This is a genomic window from Streptomyces sp. NPDC002817, assembly GCF_053592055.1.
Map to the genome: position 1 here is coordinate 150,051 of NZ_JBSFUY010000002.1, position 24,633 is coordinate 174,683.

24 protein-coding genes are annotated in these 24,633 nt (G+C 71.2%); 14 read left to right on the forward strand and 10 right to left on the reverse strand.

Going from position 1 to position 24,633, the window contains the following annotated elements:
• Positions 1–9: 9 nt before the first annotated feature.
• From thrC to groL, 4 genes are all read left to right on the forward strand, one after another.
• Positions 10–1,293: a threonine synthase gene (gene thrC, locus ACWD3I_RS03740; RefSeq protein WP_365397101.1), complete on the forward strand. Its 1,284-nt coding sequence runs from the start codon at positions 10–12 to the stop codon at positions 1,291–1,293.
• Between the two features lie 30 nt (positions 1,294–1,323).
• Positions 1,324–1,599, forward strand: a complete 276-nt coding sequence (locus ACWD3I_RS03745) for a MoaD/ThiS family protein (protein WP_119103018.1) — start codon at positions 1,324–1,326, stop codon at positions 1,597–1,599.
• 440 nt (positions 1,600–2,039) lie between these two features.
• Positions 2,040–2,246, forward strand: coding sequence for a cold-shock protein (locus ACWD3I_RS03750; protein WP_007493268.1), 207 nt, complete (start codon positions 2,040–2,042; stop codon positions 2,244–2,246).
• Between the two features lie 366 nt (positions 2,247–2,612).
• Positions 2,613–4,235 carry a chaperonin GroEL gene (gene groL / locus ACWD3I_RS03755; RefSeq protein WP_046258801.1) on the forward strand — a complete coding sequence of 541 codons (1,623 nt, stop codon included), beginning with the start codon at positions 2,613–2,615 and terminating at the stop codon, positions 4,233–4,235.
• Positions 4,236–4,260: 25 nt separating this feature from the next.
• On the opposite strand, the gene ACWD3I_RS03760 is transcribed toward groL, so the two are convergent.
• A complete protein-coding gene (locus ACWD3I_RS03760) occupies positions 4,261–4,989 on the reverse strand; it encodes a class I SAM-dependent methyltransferase (RefSeq protein ID WP_365397097.1) in 729 nt (242 codons plus the stop codon).
• 102 nt (positions 4,990–5,091) lie between these two features.
• Between ACWD3I_RS03760 and ACWD3I_RS03765 the strand changes: the two genes are divergently transcribed.
• From ACWD3I_RS03765 to ACWD3I_RS03775, 3 genes are all read left to right on the forward strand, one after another.
• Positions 5,092–6,267, forward strand: coding sequence for an NADH:flavin oxidoreductase (locus ACWD3I_RS03765; protein ID WP_365397094.1), 1,176 nt, complete (start codon positions 5,092–5,094; stop codon positions 6,265–6,267).
• A 68-nt stretch (positions 6,268–6,335) separates the two neighbouring features.
• Positions 6,336–7,196 (forward strand): metallophosphoesterase, encoded by an 861-nt coding sequence (locus tag ACWD3I_RS03770; RefSeq protein ID WP_365397091.1) that lies wholly within the window; start codon positions 6,336–6,338, stop codon positions 7,194–7,196.
• A gap of 112 nt (positions 7,197–7,308) precedes the next feature.
• Positions 7,309–8,772 (forward strand): MFS transporter, encoded by a 1,464-nt coding sequence (locus ACWD3I_RS03775; RefSeq protein ID WP_365397088.1) that lies wholly within the window; start codon positions 7,309–7,311, stop codon positions 8,770–8,772.
• 54 nt (positions 8,773–8,826) lie between these two features.
• Here ACWD3I_RS03775 and ACWD3I_RS03780 read toward each other — a convergent pair whose 3' ends face one another.
• A complete protein-coding gene (locus ACWD3I_RS03780) occupies positions 8,827–9,393 on the reverse strand; it encodes a hypothetical protein (RefSeq protein WP_266890743.1) in 567 nt (188 codons plus the stop codon).
• A 40-nt stretch (positions 9,394–9,433) separates the two neighbouring features.
• Positions 9,434–10,402 carry an ankyrin repeat domain-containing protein gene (locus ACWD3I_RS03785; RefSeq protein WP_365397084.1) on the reverse strand — a complete coding sequence of 323 codons (969 nt, stop codon included), beginning with the start codon at positions 10,400–10,402 and terminating at the stop codon, positions 9,434–9,436.
• A gap of 219 nt (positions 10,403–10,621) precedes the next feature.
• Between ACWD3I_RS03785 and ACWD3I_RS03790 the strand changes: the two genes are divergently transcribed.
• The gene (locus ACWD3I_RS03790) at positions 10,622–12,127 is read left to right on the forward strand and encodes a subtype B tannase (protein ID WP_365397081.1); all 1,506 of its coding nucleotides are present in this window, start codon (positions 10,622–10,624) and stop codon (positions 12,125–12,127) included.
• A 29-nt stretch (positions 12,128–12,156) separates the two neighbouring features.
• Here ACWD3I_RS03790 and ACWD3I_RS03795 read toward each other — a convergent pair whose 3' ends face one another.
• Genes ACWD3I_RS03795 through ACWD3I_RS03805 form a run of 3 tightly spaced genes read right to left on the reverse strand, consistent with a single transcriptional unit; the run spans position 12,157 to position 15,430 of the window.
• Positions 12,157–13,512, reverse strand: coding sequence for a PTS transporter subunit EIIC (locus ACWD3I_RS03795; RefSeq protein WP_365397078.1), 1,356 nt, complete (start codon positions 13,510–13,512; stop codon positions 12,157–12,159).
• A 16-nt stretch (positions 13,513–13,528) separates the two neighbouring features.
• Entirely contained in the window at positions 13,529–14,464 is a 936-nt protein-coding gene (murQ, locus tag ACWD3I_RS03800) for an N-acetylmuramic acid 6-phosphate etherase (RefSeq protein WP_365397075.1), read from the reverse strand.
• Between the two features lie 42 nt (positions 14,465–14,506).
• Positions 14,507–15,430 carry a MurR/RpiR family transcriptional regulator gene (locus ACWD3I_RS03805; protein ID WP_365397072.1) on the reverse strand — a complete coding sequence of 308 codons (924 nt, stop codon included), beginning with the start codon at positions 15,428–15,430 and terminating at the stop codon, positions 14,507–14,509.
• A gap of 55 nt (positions 15,431–15,485) precedes the next feature.
• On the opposite strand from ACWD3I_RS03805, the gene ACWD3I_RS03810 reads away from it, so the two are divergent.
• Positions 15,486–15,881, forward strand: coding sequence for a hypothetical protein (locus ACWD3I_RS03810; protein WP_365397069.1), 396 nt, complete (start codon positions 15,486–15,488; stop codon positions 15,879–15,881).
• Positions 15,878–16,156 (forward strand): DUF4031 domain-containing protein, encoded by a 279-nt coding sequence (locus tag ACWD3I_RS03815; RefSeq protein WP_365397066.1) that lies wholly within the window; start codon positions 15,878–15,880, stop codon positions 16,154–16,156. Before ACWD3I_RS03810 ends, ACWD3I_RS03815 begins: the two co-directional genes overlap by 4 nt.
• 7 nt (positions 16,157–16,163) lie before the next feature.
• On the opposite strand, the gene ACWD3I_RS03820 is transcribed toward ACWD3I_RS03815, so the two are convergent.
• Both ACWD3I_RS03820 and ACWD3I_RS03825 read right to left on the reverse strand, forming a co-directional pair.
• Positions 16,164–17,231, reverse strand: a complete 1,068-nt coding sequence (locus ACWD3I_RS03820; RefSeq protein WP_365397063.1) for a GNAT family N-acetyltransferase — start codon at positions 17,229–17,231, stop codon at positions 16,164–16,166.
• Positions 17,232–17,258: 27 nt separating this feature from the next.
• Positions 17,259–17,906 carry an HD domain-containing protein gene (locus ACWD3I_RS03825; protein ID WP_365397060.1) on the reverse strand — a complete coding sequence of 216 codons (648 nt, stop codon included), beginning with the start codon at positions 17,904–17,906 and terminating at the stop codon, positions 17,259–17,261.
• 63 nt (positions 17,907–17,969) lie between these two features.
• Here ACWD3I_RS03825 and ACWD3I_RS03830 point away from each other — a divergent pair, with 63 nt between their 5' ends.
• A complete protein-coding gene (locus ACWD3I_RS03830) occupies positions 17,970–18,635 on the forward strand; it encodes a maleylpyruvate isomerase family mycothiol-dependent enzyme (RefSeq protein ID WP_365397057.1) in 666 nt (221 codons plus the stop codon).
• A gap of 122 nt (positions 18,636–18,757) precedes the next feature.
• A complete protein-coding gene (locus tag ACWD3I_RS03835) occupies positions 18,758–19,468 on the forward strand; it encodes a copper homeostasis protein CutC (protein ID WP_365397054.1) in 711 nt (236 codons plus the stop codon).
• 280 nt (positions 19,469–19,748) lie between these two features.
• Here ACWD3I_RS03835 and ACWD3I_RS03840 read toward each other — a convergent pair whose 3' ends face one another.
• On the reverse strand, positions 19,749–21,794 hold the full coding sequence (locus ACWD3I_RS03840; protein WP_365397051.1) for a HelD family protein: 2,046 nt from the start codon (positions 21,792–21,794) through the stop codon (positions 19,749–19,751).
• A gap of 269 nt (positions 21,795–22,063) precedes the next feature.
• Between ACWD3I_RS03840 and ACWD3I_RS03845 the strand changes: the two genes are divergently transcribed.
• Positions 22,064–22,246 (forward strand): hypothetical protein, encoded by a 183-nt coding sequence (locus ACWD3I_RS03845; RefSeq protein WP_365397048.1) that lies wholly within the window; start codon positions 22,064–22,066, stop codon positions 22,244–22,246.
• Between the two features lie 15 nt (positions 22,247–22,261).
• On the opposite strand, the gene ACWD3I_RS03850 is transcribed toward ACWD3I_RS03845, so the two are convergent.
• Entirely contained in the window at positions 22,262–23,920 is a 1,659-nt protein-coding gene (locus tag ACWD3I_RS03850; protein WP_365397045.1) for a DNA repair helicase XPB, read from the reverse strand.
• Between the two features lie 148 nt (positions 23,921–24,068).
• Between ACWD3I_RS03850 and ACWD3I_RS03855 the strand changes: the two genes are divergently transcribed.
• Positions 24,069–24,620 carry a hypothetical protein gene (locus ACWD3I_RS03855; RefSeq protein WP_365397042.1) on the forward strand — a complete coding sequence of 184 codons (552 nt, stop codon included), beginning with the start codon at positions 24,069–24,071 and terminating at the stop codon, positions 24,618–24,620.
• Positions 24,621–24,633 lie beyond the last annotated feature (13 nt).

The window sequence follows — 24,633 nt, forward strand, 5'->3', positions numbered from 1 at the left end:
TCGCCTCTCATGGCTGCGCAGACTGTTGCAAGCACCACCGAAACCACCGTAGACCTCGGCCCGGCCGCGGCGCTCAGCTGCCGCGAGTGCGGTCACCGCGTCCCCCTCGGCCCGGTCTTCGCGTGCGAGGAGTGTTTCGGCCCGCTCGAGATCGCCTATGACTTCTCGGCCTATGACACCGAGGAGCTCCGCAAGCAGATCGAGGCGGGACCCGCGAACATCTGGCGCTACGCGCCGTTGCTGCCCGTCCCCGCGGACGTGGCCGACAAGCCCAACATCAACCCGGGCTGGACCCAGCTCGTCAAGGCCGACAACCTGGCCCGCGAGCTCGGTGTCACCGGCGGTCTGTATGTGAAGGACGACTCCGGCAACCCGACGCACTCCTTCAAGGACCGCGTCGTCGCCCAGGCCATCGAGGCCGCGCGCGCCTTCGGCTTCACCACCCTGTCCTGTTCCTCCACGGGCAACCTGGCCGGTGCCGTCGGCGCCGCCGCCGCCCGCGCCGGCTTCCGTTCCTGCGTGTTCATCCCGCACGACCTGGAGCAGGGCAAGGTCGTCATGGCCGCCATCTACGGCGGCGAGCTCGTCGGCATCGAGGGCAACTACGACGACGTGAACCGCTTCTGCTCCGAGCTGATCGGCGACCCGGCCGGCGAGGGCTGGGGCTTCGTCAACGTCAACCTGCGGCCCTACTACGCCGAGGGCTCCAAGACCCTGGCGTACGAGATCTGCGAGCAGCTCGGCTGGCGGCTCCCCGACCAGCTGGTCGTGCCGATCGCCTCCGGCTCGCAGCTCACGAAGATCGACAAGGGACTGCAGGAGCTGATCAAGCTCGGGCTCGTCGAGGACAAGCCGTACCGGATCTTCGGCGCCCAGGCCGAGGGCTGCTCGCCGGTCTCCGTCGCCTACAAGGCGGGTCACGACGTGGTGCGGCCGCAGAAGCCGAACACCATCGCCAAGTCGCTCGCCATCGGCAACCCGGCGGACGGGCCGTACGTCCTGGACATCGCGCGCCGTACCGGCGGTGCGGTGGAGGACGTCAACGACGAGCAGGTCGTCGACGCGATCAAGCTGCTGGCGCGGACCGAGGGCATCTTCGCGGAGACCGCGGGCGGTGTGACGGTCGGTGTCACCAAGAAGCTGATCGAGAACGGCCTGCTGGACCCGACGCTGACCACCGTTGTGCTGAACACGGGCGACGGACTGAAGACCCTGGATGCGGTGGCGGGTACGGGGCTCACTGCGACCATCCGCCCCAACCTTGACTCGTTCCGCGAGGCCGGCCTCGTCTAGGCCCCCGCAACCCTGACCGGAGGTTCAACCGTGAGCGTCAACGTCCGCATCCCCACCATCCTGCGCACCTACACCGGCGGACAGGCCGAGGTCGCCGCCGAGGGCGCGACCCTCGCCGAGGTCATCGCCGACCTCGAGAAGAACCACACCGGTATCGCGGCCCGCGTTCTGGACGACCAGGGCAAGCTGCGCCGCTTCGTCAACGTGTACGTCAACGACGACGACGTCCGCTTCGAGCAGGGCCTGGAGACGGCCACTCCGGACGGGGCCGGCGTCTCGATCATTCCGGCCGTCGCCGGAGGCTGACCGAGCCCGGTCGTTACCCTCGGTAATGCCGATTACCAAGAGTTCATCGAATTGCCCCCTCCGTGAGAGAAGCGGAGGGGGCAATTCTCTATGGTTGAGCGCGGTACAGTTGGGGAAGCTGCTCCACCCCCCATGCCAGCCGCATATGAGTTCTCGCTTCGGATGCGACGAGAAGTAGCCAAAGTGTGCGGTTCTTTTGTGAACTTTGTTCCTTTTGTGGAGCCCGACTTGCCCAGAATTCGGGCGAATTCTCACTACATTCCGGACCCTTCGCGTCCAGAATTCTCGTCCGATTGACCTGTTGCAGACGGCAGTTGGACAGATACATTCAGCCGCGGTCGACGCGTTCCGGCGCACGCCCCCAATCCGTGGGGGGTGAGGTCTGACCCGGATCCGCGAAGTGTGGATCTGTGCAAGGGCCAGTAATAGGGGAGTTAGGCATGGCTCAGGGCACCGTCAAGTGGTTCAACGCGGAGAAGGGGTACGGCTTCATCGCGGTCGACGGTGGTGCGGATGTTTTCGTCCACTACAGCGCGATTCAGATGGACGGCTACCGCACCCTCGAGGAAGGTCAGCGGGTCGATTTCGAGATCTCGCAGGGCCAGAAGGGGCCGCAGGCGGACATGGTTCGCCTTGCGACAGGCTGAAGCACGCGCCGGGTAACTGCAGCGTCGTTCTTCGTTCTTTTTCGGAGGGCTCGTACCCCATGGGGAGTCATGGGTACGGGCCCTCCGGCATGTCCGGACCTCCTCCGGCGCGTGCCCGGAACCCCTCCGGCACCTGCCCGGAACCCGTGCGGGACCTGGACGATCCCTGAGAGGCGCTTGCACTCGCAGGGGTCGAGTGCTAATCATTGGCGTTAGCACTCTGAAGGTGAGAGTGACAAAGAAGGACCGGGTCGGTGAGGCCCGCAGGCCAGGTGGGGCAAGGAACCACGAGGTGTGCGAGCCGTCCGTCGCGGGCGCGGGCGCGGTCCGAAGGAATCACCCCCAGTCCTGGAGGGACCACTTCACATGGCCAAGATCATCGCGTTCGACGAGGAGGCGCGGCGCGGCCTCGAGCGCGGCATGAACCAGCTCGCGGACGCCGTCAAGGTGACGCTCGGCCCCAAGGGTCGCAACGTCGTCCTCGAGAAGAAGTGGGGCGCCCCCACGATCACCAACGATGGTGTCTCCATCGCCAAGGAGATCGAGCTCGAGGACCCGTACGAGAAGATCGGCGCCGAGCTGGTCAAGGAAGTCGCGAAGAAGACGGACGACGTAGCCGGCGACGGCACGACGACCGCGACCGTCCTGGCCCAGGCCCTGGTGCGCGAGGGTCTGCGCAACGTGGCCGCCGGTGCCAACCCGATGGCTCTCAAGCGCGGTATCGAGAAGGCCGTCGAGGCCGTCTCCGGTGCCCTGCTCGAGCAGGCGAAGGATGTCGAGACCAAGGAGCAGATCGCTTCGACGGCCTCCATCTCCGCCGCCGACACCCAGATCGGCGAGCTCATCGCCGAGGCGATGGACAAGGTCGGCAAGGAAGGCGTCATCACCGTCGAGGAGTCCCAGACCTTCGGTCTGGAGCTGGAGCTCACCGAGGGTATGCGCTTCGACAAGGGCTACATCTCGGCGTACTTCGCCACCGACATGGAGCGGATGGAGGCGTCGCTCGACGACCCGTACATCCTCATCGCCAACTCCAAGATCGGCTCCGTCAAAGACCTGCTCCCGCTCCTGGAGAAGGTCATGCAGTCGGGCAAGCCGCTGCTGATCATCGCCGAGGACGTCGAGGGCGAGGCCCTGTCGACCCTGGTCGTCAACAAGATCCGCGGCACCTTCAAGTCCGTCGCCGTCAAGGCTCCGGGCTTCGGTGACCGTCGCAAGGCCATGCTCGGCGACATCGCCATCCTCACGGGCGGCGAGGTCATCTCCGAGGAGGTCGGCCTCAAGCTGGAGAACGCGACCCTGGACCTCCTGGGCCGCGCCCGCAAGGTCGTCATCACCAAGGACGAGACGACGATCGTCGACGGCTCGGGCTCGGCGGACCAGGTTGCCGGTCGCGTCAACCAGATCCGCGCCGAGATCGAGAACAGCGACTCGGACTACGACCGCGAGAAGCTCCAGGAGCGCCTGGCCAAGCTCGCCGGTGGCGTCGCCGTCATCAAGGCCGGTGCCGCGACCGAGGTCGAGCTCAAGGAGCGCAAGCACCGCATCGAGGACGCCGTGCGCAACGCCAAGGCGGCCGTCGAGGAGGGCATCGTCGCCGGTGGTGGCGTGGCCCTGCTCCAGGCCTCCGCGGTGTTCGAGAAGCTCGAGCTCTCGGGTGACGAGGCGACCGGCGCCAACGCCGTGAAGCTCGCGCTCGAGGCCCCGCTGAAGCAGATCGCCGTCAACGGTGGTCTCGAGGGCGGCGTCGTGGTCGAGAAGGTCCGCAACCTGACCGTGGGCTGGGGCCTCAACGCGGCCACCGGTGAGTACGTCGACATGATCGCCGAGGGCATCATCGACCCGGCGAAGGTCACGCGCTCTGCCCTGCAGAACGCCGCCTCCATCGCCGCGCTCTTCCTCACCACCGAGGCCGTCATCGCCGACAAGCCGGAGAAGGCCGCCGCGCCTGCCGGTGGCGGCATGCCGGGCGGTGACATGGACTTCTGATCGACCTGACGGTTGATCAACGTCCTTACCGAGGGCGGCACTCCCTGCACATGCAGGGGGTGCCGCCCTCGGGCGTTTCCGTATGCCGGTCGAGGTCGTAGTGGGAGCCGACGGCGGGCTGACCGGTGTAGTTGGGCCCGGCGGCCGGGTCCGCACCGACGTACCGGAACGGAAGGGTGAAGGAGCGTGGGCCGCGCAGGCCGAGCCGGTGGTGCCGGGTGTCGTAGTGGAACCCGGCCGCGCGCAGGGCCGACACGGCCGCCCGCCCGGCCGCCGATCCGTCCGGCCGGCGGATGGAGTCGGGGTCGAAGTGCGCCAGCAGCAGGCCCTCGGGGGTCAGCCAGGACGCGGCGCGGGTGAGGAGGCCGAGCTGGTCGCCGACGTAGTGCAGACCGTGGACACAGGTGATGAGGTCGTAGGACCGGCTCGGTGCCCATGACGTGACGGAGGCGACGATCTCCTCCAGCGCGGGCGGGGCCGGTACGGGTATGAGGGGCCCCACCAGATCGACGGCCGTGAGCACGGTGTCGGCGGGCAGACGCGCGGCCGCCTCCCGCAGGGCGCGGCCCTCGCCGCTGCACAGGTCCAGCCAGGAGGGATCGGGGCGGCCCGAGAGGTGGGCCACGGGGTCCAGGCCCAGCTCGCGGGCGTAGCTGTTGACCCCGGAGAGGCCGCGCTCGCGGTTCATGGTGTTGTTGGCGACCACGGAGGACGCCTCCAGTTCGGGCGCGGAGAGCAGCGGGGGCTTGGCCATGTGGCCATTCTCGGGGGCCGGGCGCGTGTTCGGGATCACAGGGCTCGCGGAATGTCTGTGGCGGACGGGGTGGTTGACTCGTACATGCGTATGTCCATGCGCATGCACATACCGACCGGTACCGGTGCCGGACGGACCGTCCCCGAGGAGTACCCCCACGTGACCGCCCCCGCCTCCCGTGCCGCCGAGGTCCTCTCGCGGCCGATCACGATCAACGGCCTGACCGTCCCGAACCGCATCGTCATGGCGCCGATGACGCGCATGTTCTCCCCGGGCGGCATCCCGGGCGCGGACGTGGCGTCGTACTACTCGCGCCGCGCGGCCGCGGGCGTCGGTCTGATCGTCACCGAGGGCACGTACGTCGGCCACGACTCGGCGGGGGAGAGCACCCGCGTCCCGCGCTTCCACGGCGAGGAGCAGCTCGCAGGCTGGGCGAAGGTCGCCGAGGACGTGCACGCGGCGGGCGGCACCATCGTCCCGCAGCTCTGGCACCTCGGCATGACCCGCACGCCGGGCCGGGGACCCGTCGCGGACGCCCCCGCGGTCGGCCCCTCCGGTCTGCGCCCCGGCGCCGACGAGCCCACCGGTGTGACGATGACCCAGCGTGACCTGGACGACGTCATCGGCGCGTTCGCCGAGGCCGCGGCCGCCGCCGAGCGCATCGGCTTCGACGGCGTGGAGATCCACGGCGCCCACGGCTACCTCGTCGACCAGTTCCTGTGGTCGGGGACCAACCGCCGCAGCGACGCCTACGGCGGTGACCTCGTCGCCCGTACGAAGTTCGCGGCCGAGATCGTGGCGGCCGTACGGGAGACGGTCTCCGCGGAGTTCCCGATCATCTTCCGCTACTCGCAGTGGAAGCAGGAGGCCTACGACGCCCGCCTCGCCGAGACCCCGGAGGAGCTGGAGGCCATCCTGAGCCCGCTCGCCGCCGCCGGTGTCGACGCCTTCCACGCCTCCACCCGCCGCTACTGGCTCCCCGAGTTCGAGGACTCCGACCTCAACCTCGCCGGCTGGACCAAGAAGCTCACCGGCAAGCAGGCCATCACCGTCGGCTCGGTCGGCCTCGACGGCGACTTCATCAAGGGCTTCATGGGCGAGGGCTCCCCGCTCCGCGGCATCGACGACCTCCTCGACCGCCTGGAGCGCGAGGAGTACGACCTCGTCGCCATCGGCCGCGCGCTGCTCCAGGACCCGGAGTGGGCGGCGAAGGTACTGGCGGGCCGCACGGACGAGCTGAAGGCCTATGACGCGGCGGCGCTGCAGTCCCTGAGCTGAGCCGAGCCGAACTGGGCCGTGCTGAATTGACGGTGTAAGGATCCTCGACTCCCGCTAGCGTGCGGGAGATGAGGATCCTTCATCTCTCCGACACCCACCTCGAACGCACCGACGCCGCCGACCGGCACGGCGTCAACGCCCACGACTCCCTGCGCCGCATGCTCGACGAACTCCGGCACGTACGGGGCGTCGACGCGGTCGTCGTCACCGGTGACCTCGCCAACGACGGGGCGGTGGAGGCGTATACGGCTGTCAGGGAGCTGTTCGGGGAGTTCGCGCAAGGGCTCGGTGGGGTGCCTGTCTTCTACACGACCGGCAATCACGACGAGCGTGCGGCCTTCGCCGAGGTGCTGGGCAGCGGGCATCCGGAGCCCGGCCGCGTGCTGGAGTCCGCGGAGGGGGAGCGCGCCGCGGTGAGCGTGGTGGCGGGGTGGCGGTTCGTGACGCTGGACTCGCTGGTGCCGGGGAAGGTGCACGGGCATCTCGGCGCCGCCCAACTCGACTGGCTGCGAGGCGTGTTGGCGACCCCGTCCCCGAACGGCACGGTCCTCGCCTTCCATCACCCGCCCTTCGCGCTGGACAACCCCCTCCAGCAGCTCTTCGGTCTGCGCAACCCCGCCGACCTGGCAGCGGCGGTCCGAGGCACCGACGTCAAGGTGATCCTCACCGGCCACTTCCATCTCCAGCTCTGCGGCCTCCTGGAGTCCGTCCCGGTGTGGGTCACGCCCGGGGTGGTCAACCGCATCGACCTGACGACGGCGCCGGGGACCGAGCGCGCGGTGCGCGGTGCCTCGGCGTCCTTGGTCGAGCTCGGAGGTCCCGCGAGCCCGCTCTTCCACACCTTCCACGCGCGCGACCCACGGGCGCACGAGACGGTCTACGAGCTGGACGAGGACACGGTGCGGTCCTTGGTGGAGCAGCACGGCTGACGGCGTCGATCTCGTGCGGCTCCGACGCGGGGCTGACCTGCGCCTCTTGGTTAAGTCAAGCAGCTGACTTAAGGTTGCCTCGGTCAATTACTAAGCCGATGGAGGCCCCGCCATGTCCGACGCCCCTGCCGCCGCACCACCACGGTCGAACGCCGTGGTCGCGGTGCTGGCCTTCGCCGGAATCGTGGTCTCGCTGATGCAGACCCTGGTGATCCCGATCGTCCCGGAGCTGCCGAGGCTCCTGGACGCCCCGGCGTCGGACACCGCCTGGGCGGTCACCGCGACGCTGCTCGCCGCCGCCGTCGCCACCCCGGTCGTGGGCCGTCTCGGCGACATGTTCGGCAAGCGCCGGATGCTGCTGATCAGTGTCGTCATGCTGATCGCCGGCTCGGTGGTGTGCGCGCTCTCCGACTCCCTGATCCCGATGGTCGTCGGCCGGGTGCTCCAGGGCCTGGCCTCCGGTGTGATCCCGCTCGGCATCAGCATCATGCGCGACGAACTGCCCGCGGAGCGCCTCGCCGGCTCCACGGCCCTGATGAGCGCCTCCCTCGGTATCGGCGGCGCACTGGGTCTGCCGGCCGCCGCCCTCATCGCCGACAACTTCAGCTGGCACGTCCTGTTCTGGACGTCGGCGGCGCTGGGCGTCGTGGCTCTCGTGCTGGTCTCGCTCTTCGTACCGGAGTCCCGGGTCCGTACCGGCGGCCGCTTCGACCTGGTCGGCGGCATCGGCATGGCGACGGGCCTGGTCTGTCTCCTGCTCGGCATCTCCAAGGGTGCGGACTGGGGCTGGACGAGCGGCACGACGGTCGGCCTCTTCGTGGCGGCGGTCGTCGTCCTCCTGGCGTGGGGCTGGTTCGAGCTGCGTACGGACCAGCCTCTGGTCGACCTCCGTTCGACCGCCCGCCGTCAGGTCCTGGTCACCAACCTCGCCTCGATCGCCGTCGGCTTCGCGATGTTCGCCATGTCCCTGGTTCTGCCGCAGCTGCTCCAGCTCCCCTCGCAGACCGGCTACGGCCTCGGCAGGTCGATGCTCGTCGCGGGCCTGGTCATGGCCCCGTCGGGGCTGGTGATGATGGTGACTGCGCCGATCTCGGCGGCCGTGTCGAAGGCCCGTGGTCCGAAGACGACGCTGATGATCGGTGCCCTGATCGTGGCCGCGGGCTACGGCATCAACATCGCCCTCATGACCGAGGTCTGGCACTTCGTGCTCGCCGCCTGCGTCATCGGCGCCGGTATCGGCTTCACCTACGGCTCGATGCCCGCCCTCATCATGGGCGCCGTCCCCGCCTCGGAGACGGCCGCGGCGAACAGCCTCAACACCCTGATGCGGTCCATCGGAACCTCGTCGGCGAGCGCCATCGCGGGGGTGATCCTGGCCCAGATGACGACCGACTTCGGCGGCTACGCGCTGCCCTCCGAGAGCGGCTTCAAGGTGGTCCTGGCGGTGGGCGCCGGGGCGGCACTGCTGGCGTTCGCGGTGGCCTCGTTCATCCCGCGGCAGAAGCCCGCGGGGCAGACGGCGGCGCCGGTGCCCCAGGACGCTTCCGAAGCGGCCGGGGTCGCGGCCAAGTCATAGACCCGGTGAGCCGGTCGGGGCCCGTCACGGTGACTGTGGCGGGCCCTTCGCCGTCTACAGGTTGCCCAGGGGCTCGATGTCGACCTTGACGGGCGTGCCCCACACCCGCAGCACCTCGTAGTCGGTGAACTCGTGGACGAGCCGGTACGCCATGGCGGCCCGGGGGGCGCGCCGCTGGGCGGCGAGATACAGCTCGGCTTCCCTCCGGTCCCGCCTCGGTGTGCCGCACAGCTGCCACTCCTGCCCGTTCCACATCTCGGGCAGCCAGCGCTGCTGCGGCTGCGGCCGGTCGTCGCGCACGCCGTACCGGGAGGGGGCGGAGGCGGCCTGCGCCGGTGCGGACGGGCCGTTGATCTGGGAGCGCCGGGCGGTACGGCGGCGGGTCTCGCACAGCAGACACAGGTCAGGCGCGTTCTCGTCGACCGGCCCGTTGGGGTGCTCGGCGCAGCGGGTGCTGGGAGCGGCGGCGTTGGTGCTCTCGTCCAACAGGTCGAGAGCCCGCTTGATGTCGGCCTTGACCTCGTACAGCTTGGTGTCCGGACTGTCGCCGGTCAGGGCCTCGCCATGCTCGCCGAGAAGGCGCAGGGCTCGGCCCAGGGCGGTGAGCTGGGCGTGGTTCATGAGGAAACCGTACCCACCCGCGCTGACAGCGCCCCGCCCGTCACTGCGCCCAGTAGTCGCGGACCGGCAGCTCCACCCAGGCGTCGGGCGGACCGGTCACTGCCCGGGCGTCGGTCGGGCGCAGACCGGCGTAGGCGATCGAGTAGGCCACGGCGTGGTGACAGAAGACATAGTTGGTGAGCACCTCCGCCGGGCTGTCCCCCTCGTCCGGCCCGCCACCGGGATGCAGGTCCCAGCCCTCGCCGACGCCGTCGCGGAAGACGCTGCCCTGGTTGCCGCTCTTGGGGTTGGCGTACAGGCCGTAGCAGACCGTGCCGGCGGACAGGAGTTTCTGGACGAGAGGCTGCTGCGGCGCGTAGCCCCAGGGCTGGGTGACGACGCAGCCGCCCGGCACAGTGGTGACGCCGACGAGGCGCAGGGTCTCGTCCATGTCGAAGTCGTACGGGTCGTCCAGCACCGCTTCCATCAGCTCGGGGTCCGCGTCCGTCGCCCCCAGCCGCCGTACCGCCTCCGCGGCGTCGATGCCCGCCACACAGGCCAGTCCCGTGCCGTCGTAGTACAACTCACCCAGGGCGTCGATCAGTCGACGTCCCTCCCGGGCCACCGTCTGCTCGGCCTCGCTCAGCTGCCGCTCACCCTCGGGCAGCGCGAACAGCTCCGGTGCAGGCCCGGCCAGACTCAGCCGCCCGGGCGACCAGCCGCCGAACCCCACCCGCCAGGGGTCGGCCCCGGCCTCGGCCAGCGCCCGCGCGTTCTCCGTCCGCCCGGCCACCACGGCGTCCCACAGCGCCGTGGTCCCGCCCTCCAGCGCATCCACGTCCCTCACCCGCCCGGCCAGCTCCGCGACGACCTCGGGCGCCCCGAACAACGCCGCCCGATGCAGCGGCCGCGATCCTCCGGTCCCCCACGCCTCGGGATCCGCACCTCCGTCGAGCCGCCGCCGCACGTCGCCGAGGTCCAGCCACCCCCGGTAGTCCATCCCGCCCCAACCACCACCGCGCTCACCCACGGAGCCCCCTCCACATCGCCGGACCCCCACGATGACATCCGCCACTGACACCGCCCCCCGACGCCCACCCACCCGCCCCTCGCGAGCCGGTCGACCGGCCCCCGAGGGAAACGGCCGAGATCCGTCCGCGCACTTCCGCCAAAGTTGTTGACAATAATGTGGGCGATTGATGGGGTTGCCGAGCCGCCGTACAACGAGCCGCGAAGTCAGGAGACGGACGTGCAGAGACGAACAGTGGTCAAGGGACTCGGTGCCGTAGCCGCCGTACCGGCGGTCGGGCTGGCGGCCGGCGGTGCCCGGGCGGCGAGCCGTACCGCCGGCGACGGCTCCCTCGTCTTCGATCCCGAGGCCTTCACCGAACTCACCGTCGCCATCACCGACACCGAGGGCACCGCGCACGAGGTCGTCTACCGCTTCCACAAGGTCGCCTCGTACGTGGCGAAGCCCGTCGACGTCCTCTACCAGTCCCTCAACGTCAGTGTTCCGGTCACCATCGACGGAACCGCCGTCGACGCCCGGAACGCCCCCATCCTCTTCGCCAACTCCATCGGCGGCTACATGCCGTCCTCCGTGGCGAACAAGACCGGCATCACCGCCACCGGCATGGGCGGCGGCACCAGCCGGCAGGGGCTCGCGCTCGCCGCCGGGTACGTCGTCGTCGAGCCGGGCGCCCGTGGCCGTACCCTCGTCGACTCGGCCGGTACTCACTACGGCACCGCGCCCGCCGCGATCGTCGACCTCAAGGCCGCCGTCCGGTATCTGAAGTTCAACAAGGGCCGCATACCCGGCAACGTGAACCGGATCGTCTCCTCCGGGGTCAGCGCGGGCGGCGCCCTCTCCTCCCTGCTCGGTGCCTCCGGGGACAGCCCGCTCTACGAGCCGTATCTGACGGCGATCGGCGCCGCGGACACCTCCGACGCCATCTTCGCCACCGGTGCCTGGTGCCCCATCACCGACCTCGAGCACGCCGACATGGCATACGAGTGGTGCTGGGGCAGCAACCCGCTCGCCAGTGGTTCGCTCGTCGACCGGACCGTCTCCAAGGAACTGGGCACCGCGTACGGCGACCACCTCGCCTCCCTCAAGCTGTCGGCGCCGGGCTTCGGGCGGCTCTCGACCCGCAACCTGGACGACTATCTCCTGACGACGTTCATGCGGCCGTCGGCCACCAAGTACCTCGCCGCGCTGTCGGATCCGGCCCGCGAGACCTACCTCGCCGCCCATCCCTTCATCACCTGGAAGAACGGCAGGGCCACCTTCACGTGGGCCGACTTCCTCACCCACGTCGGCGCGCGGAAGAAGAACGCGCCCTCCTTCGACGCCTTCGACCTGTCCACCCCGGAGAACAACCTCTACGGCACCGGCACCACCAGGGCCCGCCACTTCACCCTCTACAGCCTCCGCCACGAGAGCGGCGACAGTGCCCGTCTCGACGAGGACATCCCCGCCAAGCTGCACCTGATGAACCCGATGCACCACCTCGTCGGCAAGGCCAACGCCGGCCGCTCCAGGCACTGGTGGATCCGGCTCGGCACCAAGGACACCGACACCTCGCACACGGTCGCCGGCAACCTCTCCGCCCGGCTCACCGGCCTCGGCGACGACGTCGACACCTCGTACTACTGGGACGCGGGCCACGGCGCCGACCAGGACCCCGCCGACTTCATCAGGTGGATCGCCGCCGTGTCAGGTCACCAGGGTCACCACAGCCGGTCCGGCAACTGACCTGACCCCGTACGCCGGAGCCCCCGCGGTCAGGGCGAGGGCTCCGGTGCCGTCGGCAGCGGTCGTCGCAGGCCGAAGAAGTACGTCGTCACGAACCCCACCGCGTACCCGGTGACCAGCCCACCCGCGTAGACGGCCACCGCCGTCCCCAAGCCCCCGCGCCCCGCCAGCAGGGGGAACAACGCCCACCCCGACGGCCCGATCGCCGTCGACCCCACCTGGTCGCCGAGCATCGCGAACAGGCCGACGAACGCCCCGCCCGCCGCACCGCCCACACAGGCGGTCAGGAACGGGCGGCCGAGCGGCAGCGACACCCCGTAGATCAGCGGCTCACCCACCCCCAGCAAGCCCGCCGGAAGCGCCGACCTGATCGTCGTACGCAATGCCACGTCGTGGCGCAGCCGGACGTAGACCGCCAGACACGCCCCCACCTGTCCCGCGCCCGCCATGGCGAGGAGGGGGAGGAGGACCGTGTGGCCCTGCTGTTCGATGAGGGTGGTGTGGATGGGGATCAGGGCCTGGTGGAGGCCCAGCATCACCAGGGGGAGGAAGAGGCCGCCGAGGACCGCGCCCGCGAACGCGCCCGTCGTCGTGAGCAGCCAGTTCGCCGCCGTGCCGATCGCCGAGGAGACCGCGCCGGCCGCGTACATGAGGACGTAGAGCGTCGCCAGGCCGGAGACGAGGACCGTCACGGTCGGGGTGAGAAGGACGTCCAGTGCGCCGGGGACCCGTCTGCGGCACCACTTCTCGACGTACGCCCCCAGCAGCGCCGCCGCCAGCGCGCCCAGGACACCGCCCTGTCCAGGCGCCAGCGTCACCCCGAACGCCGTCACCTTCGCCACCCCCGGGTACACCACGACCGCCGCGACCGCCCCGCCCAGCACCGGTGTGCCGCCGAACTCCTTCGCGGTGTTGTGGCCGACGAAGACCGCGATCAGGGCCATGAAGGCGGTGGCGATCGCGGCCAGGGCGGGGGTGAGCGACGGGAGCCAGCCCAGGTTCAGCAGCAGGCCGTTCAGACCCGCCAGCACCCCGCAGCCGATGAGCGCGGGGATCAGCGGGACGAAGACGTTCGCCACCCGCCGCAGCGCCAGCTTCACCGGGGTCGCGTTGCGGGCCTTCTGCGTCTCCTTGCGCAGCAGCGCCTCGAAGTCGGCCGTCACCCGCGCCACCGCGCCCGGCCCCAGCACGATCTGGTACGTGTCGTCCTCGACCACGCCCAGCACCCCCGGCAGCGCCCGCAGCGCCTCCCCGTCCACCGCCGAACGGTCCACCAGGCCCAGGCGGAGGCGGGTCATGCAGTGGGCGACGGAGGTGATGTTCGCGGGGCCGCCCACGAGGGGGAGGATCGCCGCGGCGGTGTTGGTGTCGTACGAGGTGTTCACACCCCGAGCGTGCTGGTCAGCCGCCCGCCGCCGCCAGCGCGGCACGCAGATGGCCGCCGGACTCCTCCAGAAGGCGGGTGGCCGTGGGGCCGTCCACGCCGGCGAGGAGTGCCAGGACGGCGTTCTTCACCTCGCCGTCGGTGGCCGCAAGGGCACGCTCGATCTCCTCGTCCGCCGCACCCGTGGCCAGGGCGACGATCCGGTGCGAGCGGGCGCGCAGCTTCTCGTTGGAGGCGCGCACGTCGACCATGAGGTTCCCGTACGTCTTGCCCAGCCGGATCATCGTGATCGTCGAGAGCATGTTGAGGACCAGCTTCTGTGCGGTGCCGGCCTTGAGACGGGTGGAGCCGGTGAGCAGCTCCGGTCCCACGACGATCTCGATGCCGTGGTCGGCGGCGGCCGCCAGCGCGCTGTGCGCGTTGCAGGACAGGCCGACCGTCAACGCGCCCCGGGCGCGGGCGTGTTCGACGGCGCCGATCGCGTACGGGGTGCGGCCGGAGGCCGAGACGCCGACCACCGTGTCGGAGGCCCGCAGCTCCAGTGCGTCGAGGTCCGCCTGCGCCAGCTCCCTGGAGTCCTCGGCGCCCTCGACCGAGGTGACCATGGCCGCGGGGCCGCCCGCGATCAGGCCGACGACCTGCGCGGGGTCGGTGTTGAAGGTGGGCGGGCACTCGGAGGCGTCCAGCACGCCGAGGCGCCCCGCGGTACCGGCACCGGCGTAGACGAGGCGGCCGCCGCGGCTCATCCGGGCGGCGATGTCCTCGATGGCGGCGGCGATGACGGGCAGTCCCGCGGCGACGGCGGCGGCCACGGTGGCGTCCTCCGCGTTCATCAGCCGGGCGATGTCGAGGGTGGGGAGCCGGTCGATCTCGGCCAGCTCGGGGCGGAAGGCCTCGGTGGTCAGGGTCTCCAACTCGGCGCGGACAGCACGGGGGTGGGAGGTGGAAGTCATGGGGGGCGGCTCTTTCAGGTGATCCGATGGCGTGCCTACGGCTTATGGCTTACCGCGGTGTCGATGTGCCAAAGCCTCGTACGACGCGGCGAGCGCGGGAGCCGCGGTCTCGTACGTCCTCTGCGCCACCCCCACGAACAGACAGTCCACCACCAGCAGCTGGCTGGTCCGCGACGACATGGCCGCGGGCCGCAGTTCACTCTCGCGCGCCGTCGACGTCGTCAGTACGTGGTCGGCGTACTGCGTGACCGAGCTGCCCGGCCGGCCCGTGATCGCCACCGTCGTCGCCCCGTGCTCGAAGGCGGCCCGCAGTGGCTCGATGACATCGCCCGTGGCGCCCGAGTGCGTGATCGCGATCGCCACGTCGCCCGCCCGCAACTGCACCGCGTTGGTCACGGCGAGGTGGGGGTCGCTGTGGGCGTGGGCTATGAGGCCTATGCGCAGCAGTTTCTGGGTGAGGTCCTGGGCGACGAGACCGGACGCTCCGACGCCGTACACGTCGATGCGGCGGGCGGTCGCGGCCGCCGTCACCGCCGCGGCCAGCTGGACCGTGTCGAGGCCGGCCGCCGTGTCCGCGAGGGTCTGCTGCTCGTCGTAGGCGAGTTTGGCGACGACGTCCGCGAGGGGATCGTCCACCGCGATGTCCGTCGTGATCGCGGGCGCGCGGCCCGACTGCTGCTGGGCGGCCAGGCCGGCGAGGGCGAGGCGGAGGTCGCGGTAGCCGGGGTAGCCGAGGATGCGGGAGGTGCGGACGACCGTCGCCTCGCTGGTGCCGGTGAGTTCGGCGAGGCCGGTGACCGTGAGGGCCGCGCAGCCCGCGGGGTCGCCGGCGACGGCCTCGGCGACGCGCTGCATGGAGCGGGTCATGGAAGGGGCGAGGGTGCGCACCTTGGCGGCGAGGGCGGCGGGGGCCGGCGGTGCGCCTCCGGAGCCGCTGCCGAAAATTTCCTTCACTTCCTGGGTCACCCATGAAAGATATTTTCGGCTCGGTGTCGGGGTCAAGAGTGCGCACAATGGGTGCATGGATCCCTCCGGCCACCCCATCAGCCCCCTGGAGCAGGCGTTGCACGCGGCGCGCGCCCTCGTGCTCGCCGACCTGGTCGCGGGCGAGGTCGCCGAGGCGGACGTCGTGTCGCTGGTCGAGGACTCCGTCGTACAGCGGCGCTGGTGGGTGGAGCAGTGGCCGGACGGGGTGGAATTCGTGGCCGGGCTGGTCGCGCAGGACGTCCAGGACGCGCTGTTGGAGCGGTACGGACGGTGGCCGCTGTGCCCGGTGTGCGAGGCGGGCGATCCGCATGCCCTCGACGTCGAGCCTGAGCTGGGTCCCGATCCGCACTGGGTGTGCCACAAGGCGGGGGTGAAGGTCGCCGCGGTGGGGTCGCTGGGCCCCGCGACGGGCGGGGCGGCGTCCTTGTGACCGTCTATGTCGACCCGCCCGACTGGCCAGGCCACGGCCGCATGTGGTCCCACCTCGTGAGCGATGTGTCGTTCGACGAACTGCACGCGTTCGCCGACGGCTTGGGCGTGCCGCGGCGGGCCTTCGAGCGGGACCACTACGACATCCCCTCGCACCGGTACGCGGACGTCGTGGCCGCCGGGGCCGTGCAGGTCAGCAGCCGCGAGGTCGTTCGGCTGCTGACGGCGTCGGGTCTGCGCAGGCCCAAGGGGCGCGAACAGCAGTCCCCTTCGTGACCGGGGCTCAGCGGCCCAGTTCGTAGGCGAGGACCTCCGCGTCCTCGCTCGCCTTGGTGAACCCCGCGCGGGAGACCACGCCCTGGGAGGGGATGTTGGCCCGCTCGACCGTCGCGAAGAGCGTGCTCACGTCGTCCCGAGCCAGCGACCACCGCGCCAGCTCGCGCAGCGCCTCCGTCGCATAGCCCCTGCCACGGGCCCCCTCCACGAGGTCGTAGCCGATCTCCACCCGGCCCTCCTCGTCGGGCGCGCCATGGAAGCCCATGCCGCCGATCGCGAGGTCGTCCTCCCGGCGCACGAGGACGAACAGGCCGAACTCCGGCCGGTGCACGCCCGCTTCGTACGCCTTCAGCACCATCCCGGACGCCTCCCGCGTCCCCTGGAACGGCCCGCCCACGACCCAGTCGAACCCACCGGAACCGCCCGCGGTCAGGTCGGCGGCGGCCGCCGGTGAGACGCCCTCCAGGGTGAGCCGGTCCGTGTCGAGGACGAGGTTGTTGTTCCAGCGCCACTCGGTGACCGGGGCACGGCCGGACAGGGCCCCGCGGCCGGTGGCCCACAGCAGGGTGCGCCAGTGGTCGGGGCCGGGCTGGACGTGCGGGAAGATCCGCGTCAGGACGTACTCGGGGAGATGCGCGGGCGGCTCGTACGCCAGTCCCAGACCCTCCGCGATGTCGTGCGCGTGCAGCAGCACCTCGGCGACACCCATCGCGGCGAAGCCCTCGCGCCCAGCGCCGCGGAAGGGATAGGGGTGGAAGGCGCGGACCTCGCGCGGGGTGGTGCGGACAGTGGTGGCGAGGAGCACGCCGGTGGTCTCGATGACCTGGATGACGCCGGCGTTGTCGGTGCCCTCTTCGAGGACGATGTCGAAGGGCACGTAGGCGTCCTGCGCCCGGCCGGCCAACTGCCCCGCGTACGCGATGAGATCCTCCGCGATGTGCGTCGCCGTCCTGCGACAGCTCCACTCCAACCGGCCGGCCCGGACCCCCTCCCAGTCCCGGTCCACCGCCGTCCGCAGCAGCGCCACGGCGCTCTCGACGGCCTCGGTCACGCGTTCCCCACCCATGTCTGTCATGCGGGCAGGCTAAAACGGTCGGTCCGGTCAGGGCGACAGCATTTCCAGCTCGGCGGCGAGGTTGTAGCGGGCCGTGGCCTCCCACTCCGCCTGCCCGTACGGCGTCCTGAACAGCCGTGGCAGGTCCAGGAGTTGCCGCAGCACCGCGGCCCGGCCCTCGCGGAAGGCGTCGCTCGGCACGAAGCCGTACTCCTCGCGTACCGCGGCCGTGTAGGCGGCGTACGTCTTCGGCGGTGCCGCCAGGATCGCCAGGTCCGCGTCGCACAGCACCTGGCCGTCGCGGTCGCCGTCCGCCGGGTCGTGGGTGACGGTGAGCCGGACGAGCCGGGCGACCTCGGCGGTCCTCGCCTCCGGCAACCCGGCCTCGGACAGGGCGCGCTCGGCGATCCGGGCCGACCGCTCCTCGTTCTCGGAGCGCTCCGGCAGATACACCGCGTCGTGGAACCAGGCCGCGAGGCGGACCACGTCCGGGTCGTCGGCGTACTTCTCCAGTACGTCGACGTGGTCGAGGACCGCGGCGAGGTGCGCGAGCGTGTGGTAGCGCCGCTGCGGCTCCTGCCAGCGGGCGAGGAGGTCCTCGGCGTACGCGGTGGCGTCGGGTCCGGTGGATCCGGCGCCCCTGGCTGCTTCCAGAGCGTGGACGAAACGGGTGCGCAGGGCGTCGAGATCGGCCATGGGTCCATTCTCCCCCGCCCGCCCCCCGCGCGGCCGGGGCGTCGGCCCCTAGCGTGTACGTCCATGACTTCTGCTGACGTACGCGACCCCGAGCTGCCCGGACTCCTCCTGGCCACCGAGCGCGACGCGCTGATCCCGCTGCTGCGGTCCCGGCCCGACGCGGACTTCGCCCTGCCGACCGCCGGGTGTCCGGGCTGGACCGTACGGGACGTGCTCGCGCACTGTTCGTCCGCGCTGGTGCGGGTGGTGGAGCGCCGGTTCGAGAAGGGCGTGTTCTCGCCCGAGTGCAACGACCGGGACATCGCCGAGCGCGCCGACTGGACCAACGCGCGGGTCGTCGACGAGCTGGAACGCGGCATGACCGAGGCGGGCCCGGCGATCGCCAAGGCGGGCGGGGTGCTGGACATGGTCGCGGTGGGTGAGTGGGTGCACGGCGGGGACGTGCGGGACGTCCTCGGGGAACCGGGCGCCTACGGAGGCCCCGGGTTGCCGCACGCGCTGACGCTGCTCGCCAGGATCACCCGGGAACAGGGGCGGCTGCCGCTGCACGCCGACCTCGACGACCTGGACGAGCCGCTCACGCTGGGAGCGGTGTCGGGGGAGCGGACGCCGGCGCGGTTCATCGGGGACGCCGCCACGCTCGTACGGCTCTACGCGGGGCGACCGGTGGCCGGGAGGACGTTCGAGCTGGCCGGGGCGGAGGCGGAGGAGCTGAACATCTTCGGCTGATGTTCAGCCGCGGGCGGGGCTGATCTTGTCGCGGGCGCGGCGGCCGCGGGCGTAGTCTGGAGATTGGACTAGACCTGTAGCCGCCGTTTTCCCGCCCTTCCACCGCCGACGAATGGGGTCCCATGAGCAAGCGTGCAGTCCTGGAGGTGATCGCCCTCGACGTCGAGGACGCCGTCGCCGCCCAGGCCGGAGGCGCGGACCGCCTTGAGCTGGTCACCGACATGGCGGCCGACGGGCTGACCCCGCCGGTCGAGACGTTCGCCGGGATCCGCGGGGCCGTCGACATCGCGCTGCGGGTGATGCTGCGGTCGGCGGACGGCTTCGACGCGGGGGACGTCTCCCGGGTGGTCCGGGTCGCGCGCGAGATGCGGGAGGCCGGGGCGCGGGAGTTCGTCCTCGGCTTCCTCGACGCCGACGGCGGTGTGGACCTGGGGGCCGTGGAGCGGGTGGTCGCCGAGCTGGACGGGTGCCGCTGGACCTTCCACCGCGCCATCGACCACGCCACCGACCGGGACGCCCTGCGCAAACAGCTGGCGGACCTGCCCGGCCTGGACACCTACCTCACGGCCGGATCCGCGTCCGGCGTGGACGCCGGACTCCCCACGCTGCTCGCCGAGGCGGGGCGACGCGGGGAGCCCGGATACGAGCAGCAACTGCTGGTCGGCGGCGGCCTGACCCTGGAGCACGTGCCGGGGCTTCTGGGCGCCGGGATCGACGCGTTTCACATCGGTGGGGCGGCGAGACCGGAGGGGTGGGCCCGACCGGTGTCGGCGGAGGCGGTGGCGAAGTGGCGCCGGGCGGTGGACGGCGAGCTCGGCGAGGTCGGGCTCTGAACGAGCGCCGACGGCACTGACCGAGGGGCGCGGGGATCTGTTGAGCGGGCGCCGACGGCACCCACTCAGGGGCGCCGCGAACTGTTGAACGGGCGCCGCCGACACCCACCTAGGGGCGCGGGGAACTGTTGAAGGAGCGTCGACGGCACTTGCCCCGGGATGCCGCGAACTGTTGAACGGGTGCCGCCGACACCCACCTAGGGGCGCGGGGAACTGCGCGACCAGCCCCCACCCGCCCGCACCCGGCGACCCACCGCAAGCGGCACCCCGTACCCCGTGATCACCCGGCGAGTTCCTGCGGCAGTGGCGCCGCGTGCGTCACGATCAGCCCCGACACCGCTCGCGTGAGCCCGACGTACAGGCGTCGCAGACCCGTGCGCTCGTCGGGCTCACCGTCGACCACCGCCCGCGGCTCGTCCAGAACGACGTAGTCGTACTCCAGACCCTTGGCGAGGGAGGCCGGGACCAGGGTCAGGCGGGTCTCCTCGGTTGTCTCCTCACCGGGATCGAGATAGCCGATGCCCGCCGCCGTCAGCGCCTCCGCCAGCACCGGGATCCGGGCATCCGCCGCGATCAGGCCGGTCGAGCCCTCGTTGGCCAGCAACTCCTCGCACGCGGCGACCACTTCACCCGTGTCGCTGACCGGCCGAACCTCGAAGAACCCCGGATTCTCACGCACCGACGCCACCGGGGTGAGCCCCGGCGCGATGTGCGGGAGCAGCCGGGAGGCGTACGTGATGACGTCCGTCGGCACCCGGAAACCGGCCGTCAGCTCCTCGATGACCCCGTCCGACTTCCCCAGGTGCGCGAGCGCCTCGTCCCAACTCCGGGTCGCCCAGGGCGTGGTGCCCTGCGCGAGGTCGCCGAGGACGGTCGCGGAGCCGGTGGTGCAGCGGCGGCCGACCGCCCGGTACTGCATGGGGGAGAGGTCCTGCGCCTCGTCCAGCACCACATGGCCGAGCGAGTGCGTGCGCTCGACGACGTCCGTCGCCTCGTCGATCAACACCGCGTCGGCGGCGGACCACTTGGCGGACTTCACGGACCGGGCGGCCTTCGCCGCGAGGATCGTCTTCTGCTCGTCCTCGTCGAGGACACCGTCCGCGTGTACGGCGAGGAAGTCCGCGTCCGTCAGCAGCCTCAGCACCAGCCTGGCCGGGTCGACGGGCGGCCAGATCTCCTTCACGGCCGCCTTCACCGCGCTGTTGCGGGCCACCGCGTCCTGCACCCGGTCGTCCGGGGCCTCCCCCGAGCGCTCCATCTGCACCAGCACCGCGTGCGCGATGCGCTGCGGGAGGGCGTCGCGGGCGGCGCCGTAACGGATGTCGCGGTCCAGCAACTCACGGACGATGTCCTCGAGTTCGTACGCCGGGACCCGCCACCGCCGCGACCCGCGCACGACGACGACCGGCTCGGTGGGCAGCGTGACGTGCGAGTAGACGGCGCGCCGGAGCACCTCCGCCATCCGGGCGTCGCCCTTGATGACCGCCGCGGCCGCCTCGTCGGCGCCCCGCACCTCGACCTTTCCGGCGACCAGGTCGTCGACGGTGGCCTGCTTGACCGCCAACTCGCCGAGCGCCGGCAGGACCTGCTCGATGTAGTGCAGGAAGGACCGGTTCGGCCCGATGACGAGGGTGCCGGTACGGGCGAGCCGCTCGCGGTGGGCGTAGAGGAGATAGGCGACCCGGTGCAGTCCGACGGCGGTCTTCCCGGTCCCCGGACCCCCCTGCACGCACACGGTCCCACCGAGCCCGGACCGCACGATCTCGTCCTGCTCGGGCTGGATGGTGGCGACGATGTCGCGCATCGGGCCGACGCGGGGCCGCTCGATCTCCTGCTGGAGGAGCTTGCTGGTGGTGGCCGCCTCGGCCGGATCGGAGAGGTGCTCGTCCTCGTACGCGGTGATGTCGCCGCGGGTGTACCCGAAGCGGCGGCGCAGCGCGACGTCCATCGGGTCCTTCTTGGACGCCCGGTAGAACGGCTGCGAGACCGGCGCACGCCAGTCGATGACCATGGGGTCGCCGCCCTGGTCGTGCACATGGCGGCGCCCGATGTAGAAGCGCTCGCCCTCCGCGCCCTCGGCCAGGTCGACACCGGGGGCGTGCAGATAGTCGAGGCGGCCGAAGAACAGGGGGGTGTCGCTGAGGTCGGCCAGCGCCTTGATGCGCTCCCCGATCTGGCGCTCCAGGATCTGGGCGTTGACCCAGTTCGCGGTCACGTCGCTGATGTCGAGGGACTCGGCGTCCTCACGCATGGCGCGCAGGGCGGCCCGGGACTCGGCGAGGTGGGAGCGTTCACGGCCGAGGGGGCCGTCGACGGGCGTGGACAAGGGGGTGCCTCCGAAGGTGCTGCGGGCTGAGGTGCTGCGGCATGCCGACCGGTTTCCGTCCGGTCGGCGGCACTCCGGGTGGGAGGCGGGCAAGAGCGGGGATTCTAGAGGGACGGCCGGTGCGAGGGCCAACCGTTTTCCGCGCCCCCTAGGGGATCGGCCCTCGGTCTGCTGGGGGAGACTCCACCCCCGGGGTGTACCCAAGTAGCACAGGAAGTCGGGCCTTGGGGCCGATGCCCTCCTTATGCCTCGGGAGCCACCATGGAGACATGAGTGCAGCGACCTTCACCCCAGCCCCCGGTCGCCCGTCCGGAGCGACCTCCCTTTCCGGCGGCCACGCCACCCACCGCCTCGGCAACGCCCTGCGCGCGATCCGCGTCTTCGCGGGCGCCGCCTTCGACGTGGTCATACTCGGCGAGTACGCCGAGGAGGCGGGCGTCCGCCGCAGGTAGGACGCCCGACGTCCGTCAGACCTCGGTGTCCTTGTCCCCCGCCAGCAGCTCGTCCGCGTCCACGATCCGGTAGGCGTACCCCTGCTCCGCCAGGAACCGCTGCCGATGCGCCGCGAAGTCCTGGTCGATCGTGTCCCGGGCGACGACGGAGTAGAAGTGCGCCTGGTGGCCGTCCGCCTTCGGCCGCAGCACCCGGCCCAGCCGCTGTGCCTCCTCCTGCCGGGACCCGAAAGTGCCCGACACCTGGATGGCGACCGTCGCCTCCGGCAGGTCGATCGAGAAGTTCGCGACCTTCGACACCACCAGCACGCTGATCTCACCCTGCCGGAAGGCGTCGAAGAGCTTCTCGCGCTGGGCGTTGGAGGTCTCGCCCTTGATGACGGGCGCGTTCAGATGCTCGCCGAGCTCGTCGAGCTGGTCGATGTACTGGCCGATCACCAGGGTCTGCTGCCCGGCGAAGCGCTTGACCAGCGCCTCCGTGACCTTCCGCTTGGTCGCGGTCGTCGCACAGAAGCGGTACTTCTCCTCCTGCTCGGCGGTGGCGTACGCGAGCCGCTCGGAGTCGGTGAGATTGACCCGGACCTCGACACAGTCGGCGGGCGCGATGTACCCCTGCGCCTCGATCTCCTTCCAGGGCGCGTCGAAGCGCTTGGGCCCGATGAGCGAGAAGACATCCGACTCCCGCCCGTCCTCCCGCACCAGGGTCGCGGTCAGCCCGAGCCGCCGCCGCGCCTGCAGATCCGCCGTGAACTTGAAGACGGGAGCCGGCAGCAGATGCACCTCGTCGTAGAGGATCAGCCCCCAGTCCCGGGAGTCGAAGAGCTCCAGGTGCGGATAGACACCCTTCCGCCTGGTGGTGAGCACCTGGTACGTGGCGATGGTGACGGGCCGGATCTCCTTGCGCGTCCCGCTGTACTCGCCGATCTCCTCCTCGGTCAGCGAAGTCCGCTTCACCAGCTCGTGCTTCCACTGCCGGGCCGAGACGGTGTTGGTGACGAGGATGAGGGTGGTGGACTTCGCCTGCGCCATGGCCCCGGCACCGACGAGGGTCTTGCCCGCGCCACAGGGCAGGACGACGACCCCGCTGCCGCCGTGCCAGAAGTTCTCCACGGCCTGCTTCTGATAGGGCCGCAGCGCCCATCCGTCCTCGGCCAGCTCGATCGGGTGCGCCTCGCCGTCGACATACCCCGCGAGGTCCTCGGCCGGCCAGCCCAGCTTCAGCAGGGTCTGCTTGATCTGCCCGCGCTCGGAGGCGTGCACGACGACGGTGTCGGGGTCGAGCCGGGCACCGACGAGCGGAGCGATCCGCTTCGACCGCAGGATCTCCTCCAGCACCGGCCGGTCGGTGGTCGTGAGCACCAGCCCGTGCGCGGGGTGCTTGCTGAGCGTCAGCCGCCCGTACCGGTCCATGGTCTCGGCGATGTCCACGAGCAGCGCGTGCGGCACCGGATACCGGCTGTACTGCACGAGGGCGTCGACGACCTGCTCGGCGTCATGCCCGGCGGCCCGGGCGTTCCACAGCCCCAGCGGCGTCACCCGGTAGGTGTGGATGTGCTCCGGCGCCCGCTCCAGCTCGGCGAACGGCGCGATGGCCCGACGGCACTCGTCGGCCTGCTCGTGGTCGACCTCCAGGAGCAGAGTTTTGTCGGACTGGACGATCAGCGGTCCGTTCACCTACGCACTTCCCTTCCGCACGGGCCAAACCTCCAGTGTGCCGTACCGCGCGCCGATGCGGCGGGCCCGTCCGGGGCAACCCTGCGCCGCCGTCGACCGTCTGACCGGGCGAGCAGCGCACCGGGCGCGATGTGCGGAGGGTGGGGGCATGACGGGGTTGTCGGTGCGCGGCTGGGCGACCGGGGTGGGGGCCGTGCTGGTGCTGGTGGGCACGGGTGTCTGGGCGATGGGGCGGCCGGCCGAGGTGGACGGCCGGCTGTGGGGCGAGGTGCGGCCGGTGATCGAGGCGCGGCTCGCGGCGGACTCGCGGGGGAGCGGGTACGGGGAGGCCGAGCCGGGGCTCGGGGCGCGCTGGTTCTGCCAGGCGGAGGCGCTGGAGCTCGCCGAGCGGGACGGACGGGTCCGGGCCGGCGTCAACACCCTGTGCATGGAGTACGGGGTGCGGGACCGGGCCCTGGTGGAGTGCAGCGGCGGATCGTATCCGCAGGTGGTGCTGCTGGAGCGGCGTGCGGGTGCCGGCTACCGGGTCGTGTCCCGGCAGGAGCCGCCGGACGGGGCGGGGTACGCGCAGTGGACGGAGAGCCACTTCGGTCTGTTCGCCGAGCGCGGGGCCCAGGACCCGATGTCGTCCGCGGGCTTGGAGGCAGCGGCCCGCACCCACTTCGGCCTCTCGAAGGACGCCCCGATCAGCCCTTGCTGAAGCCGCCCTCCGG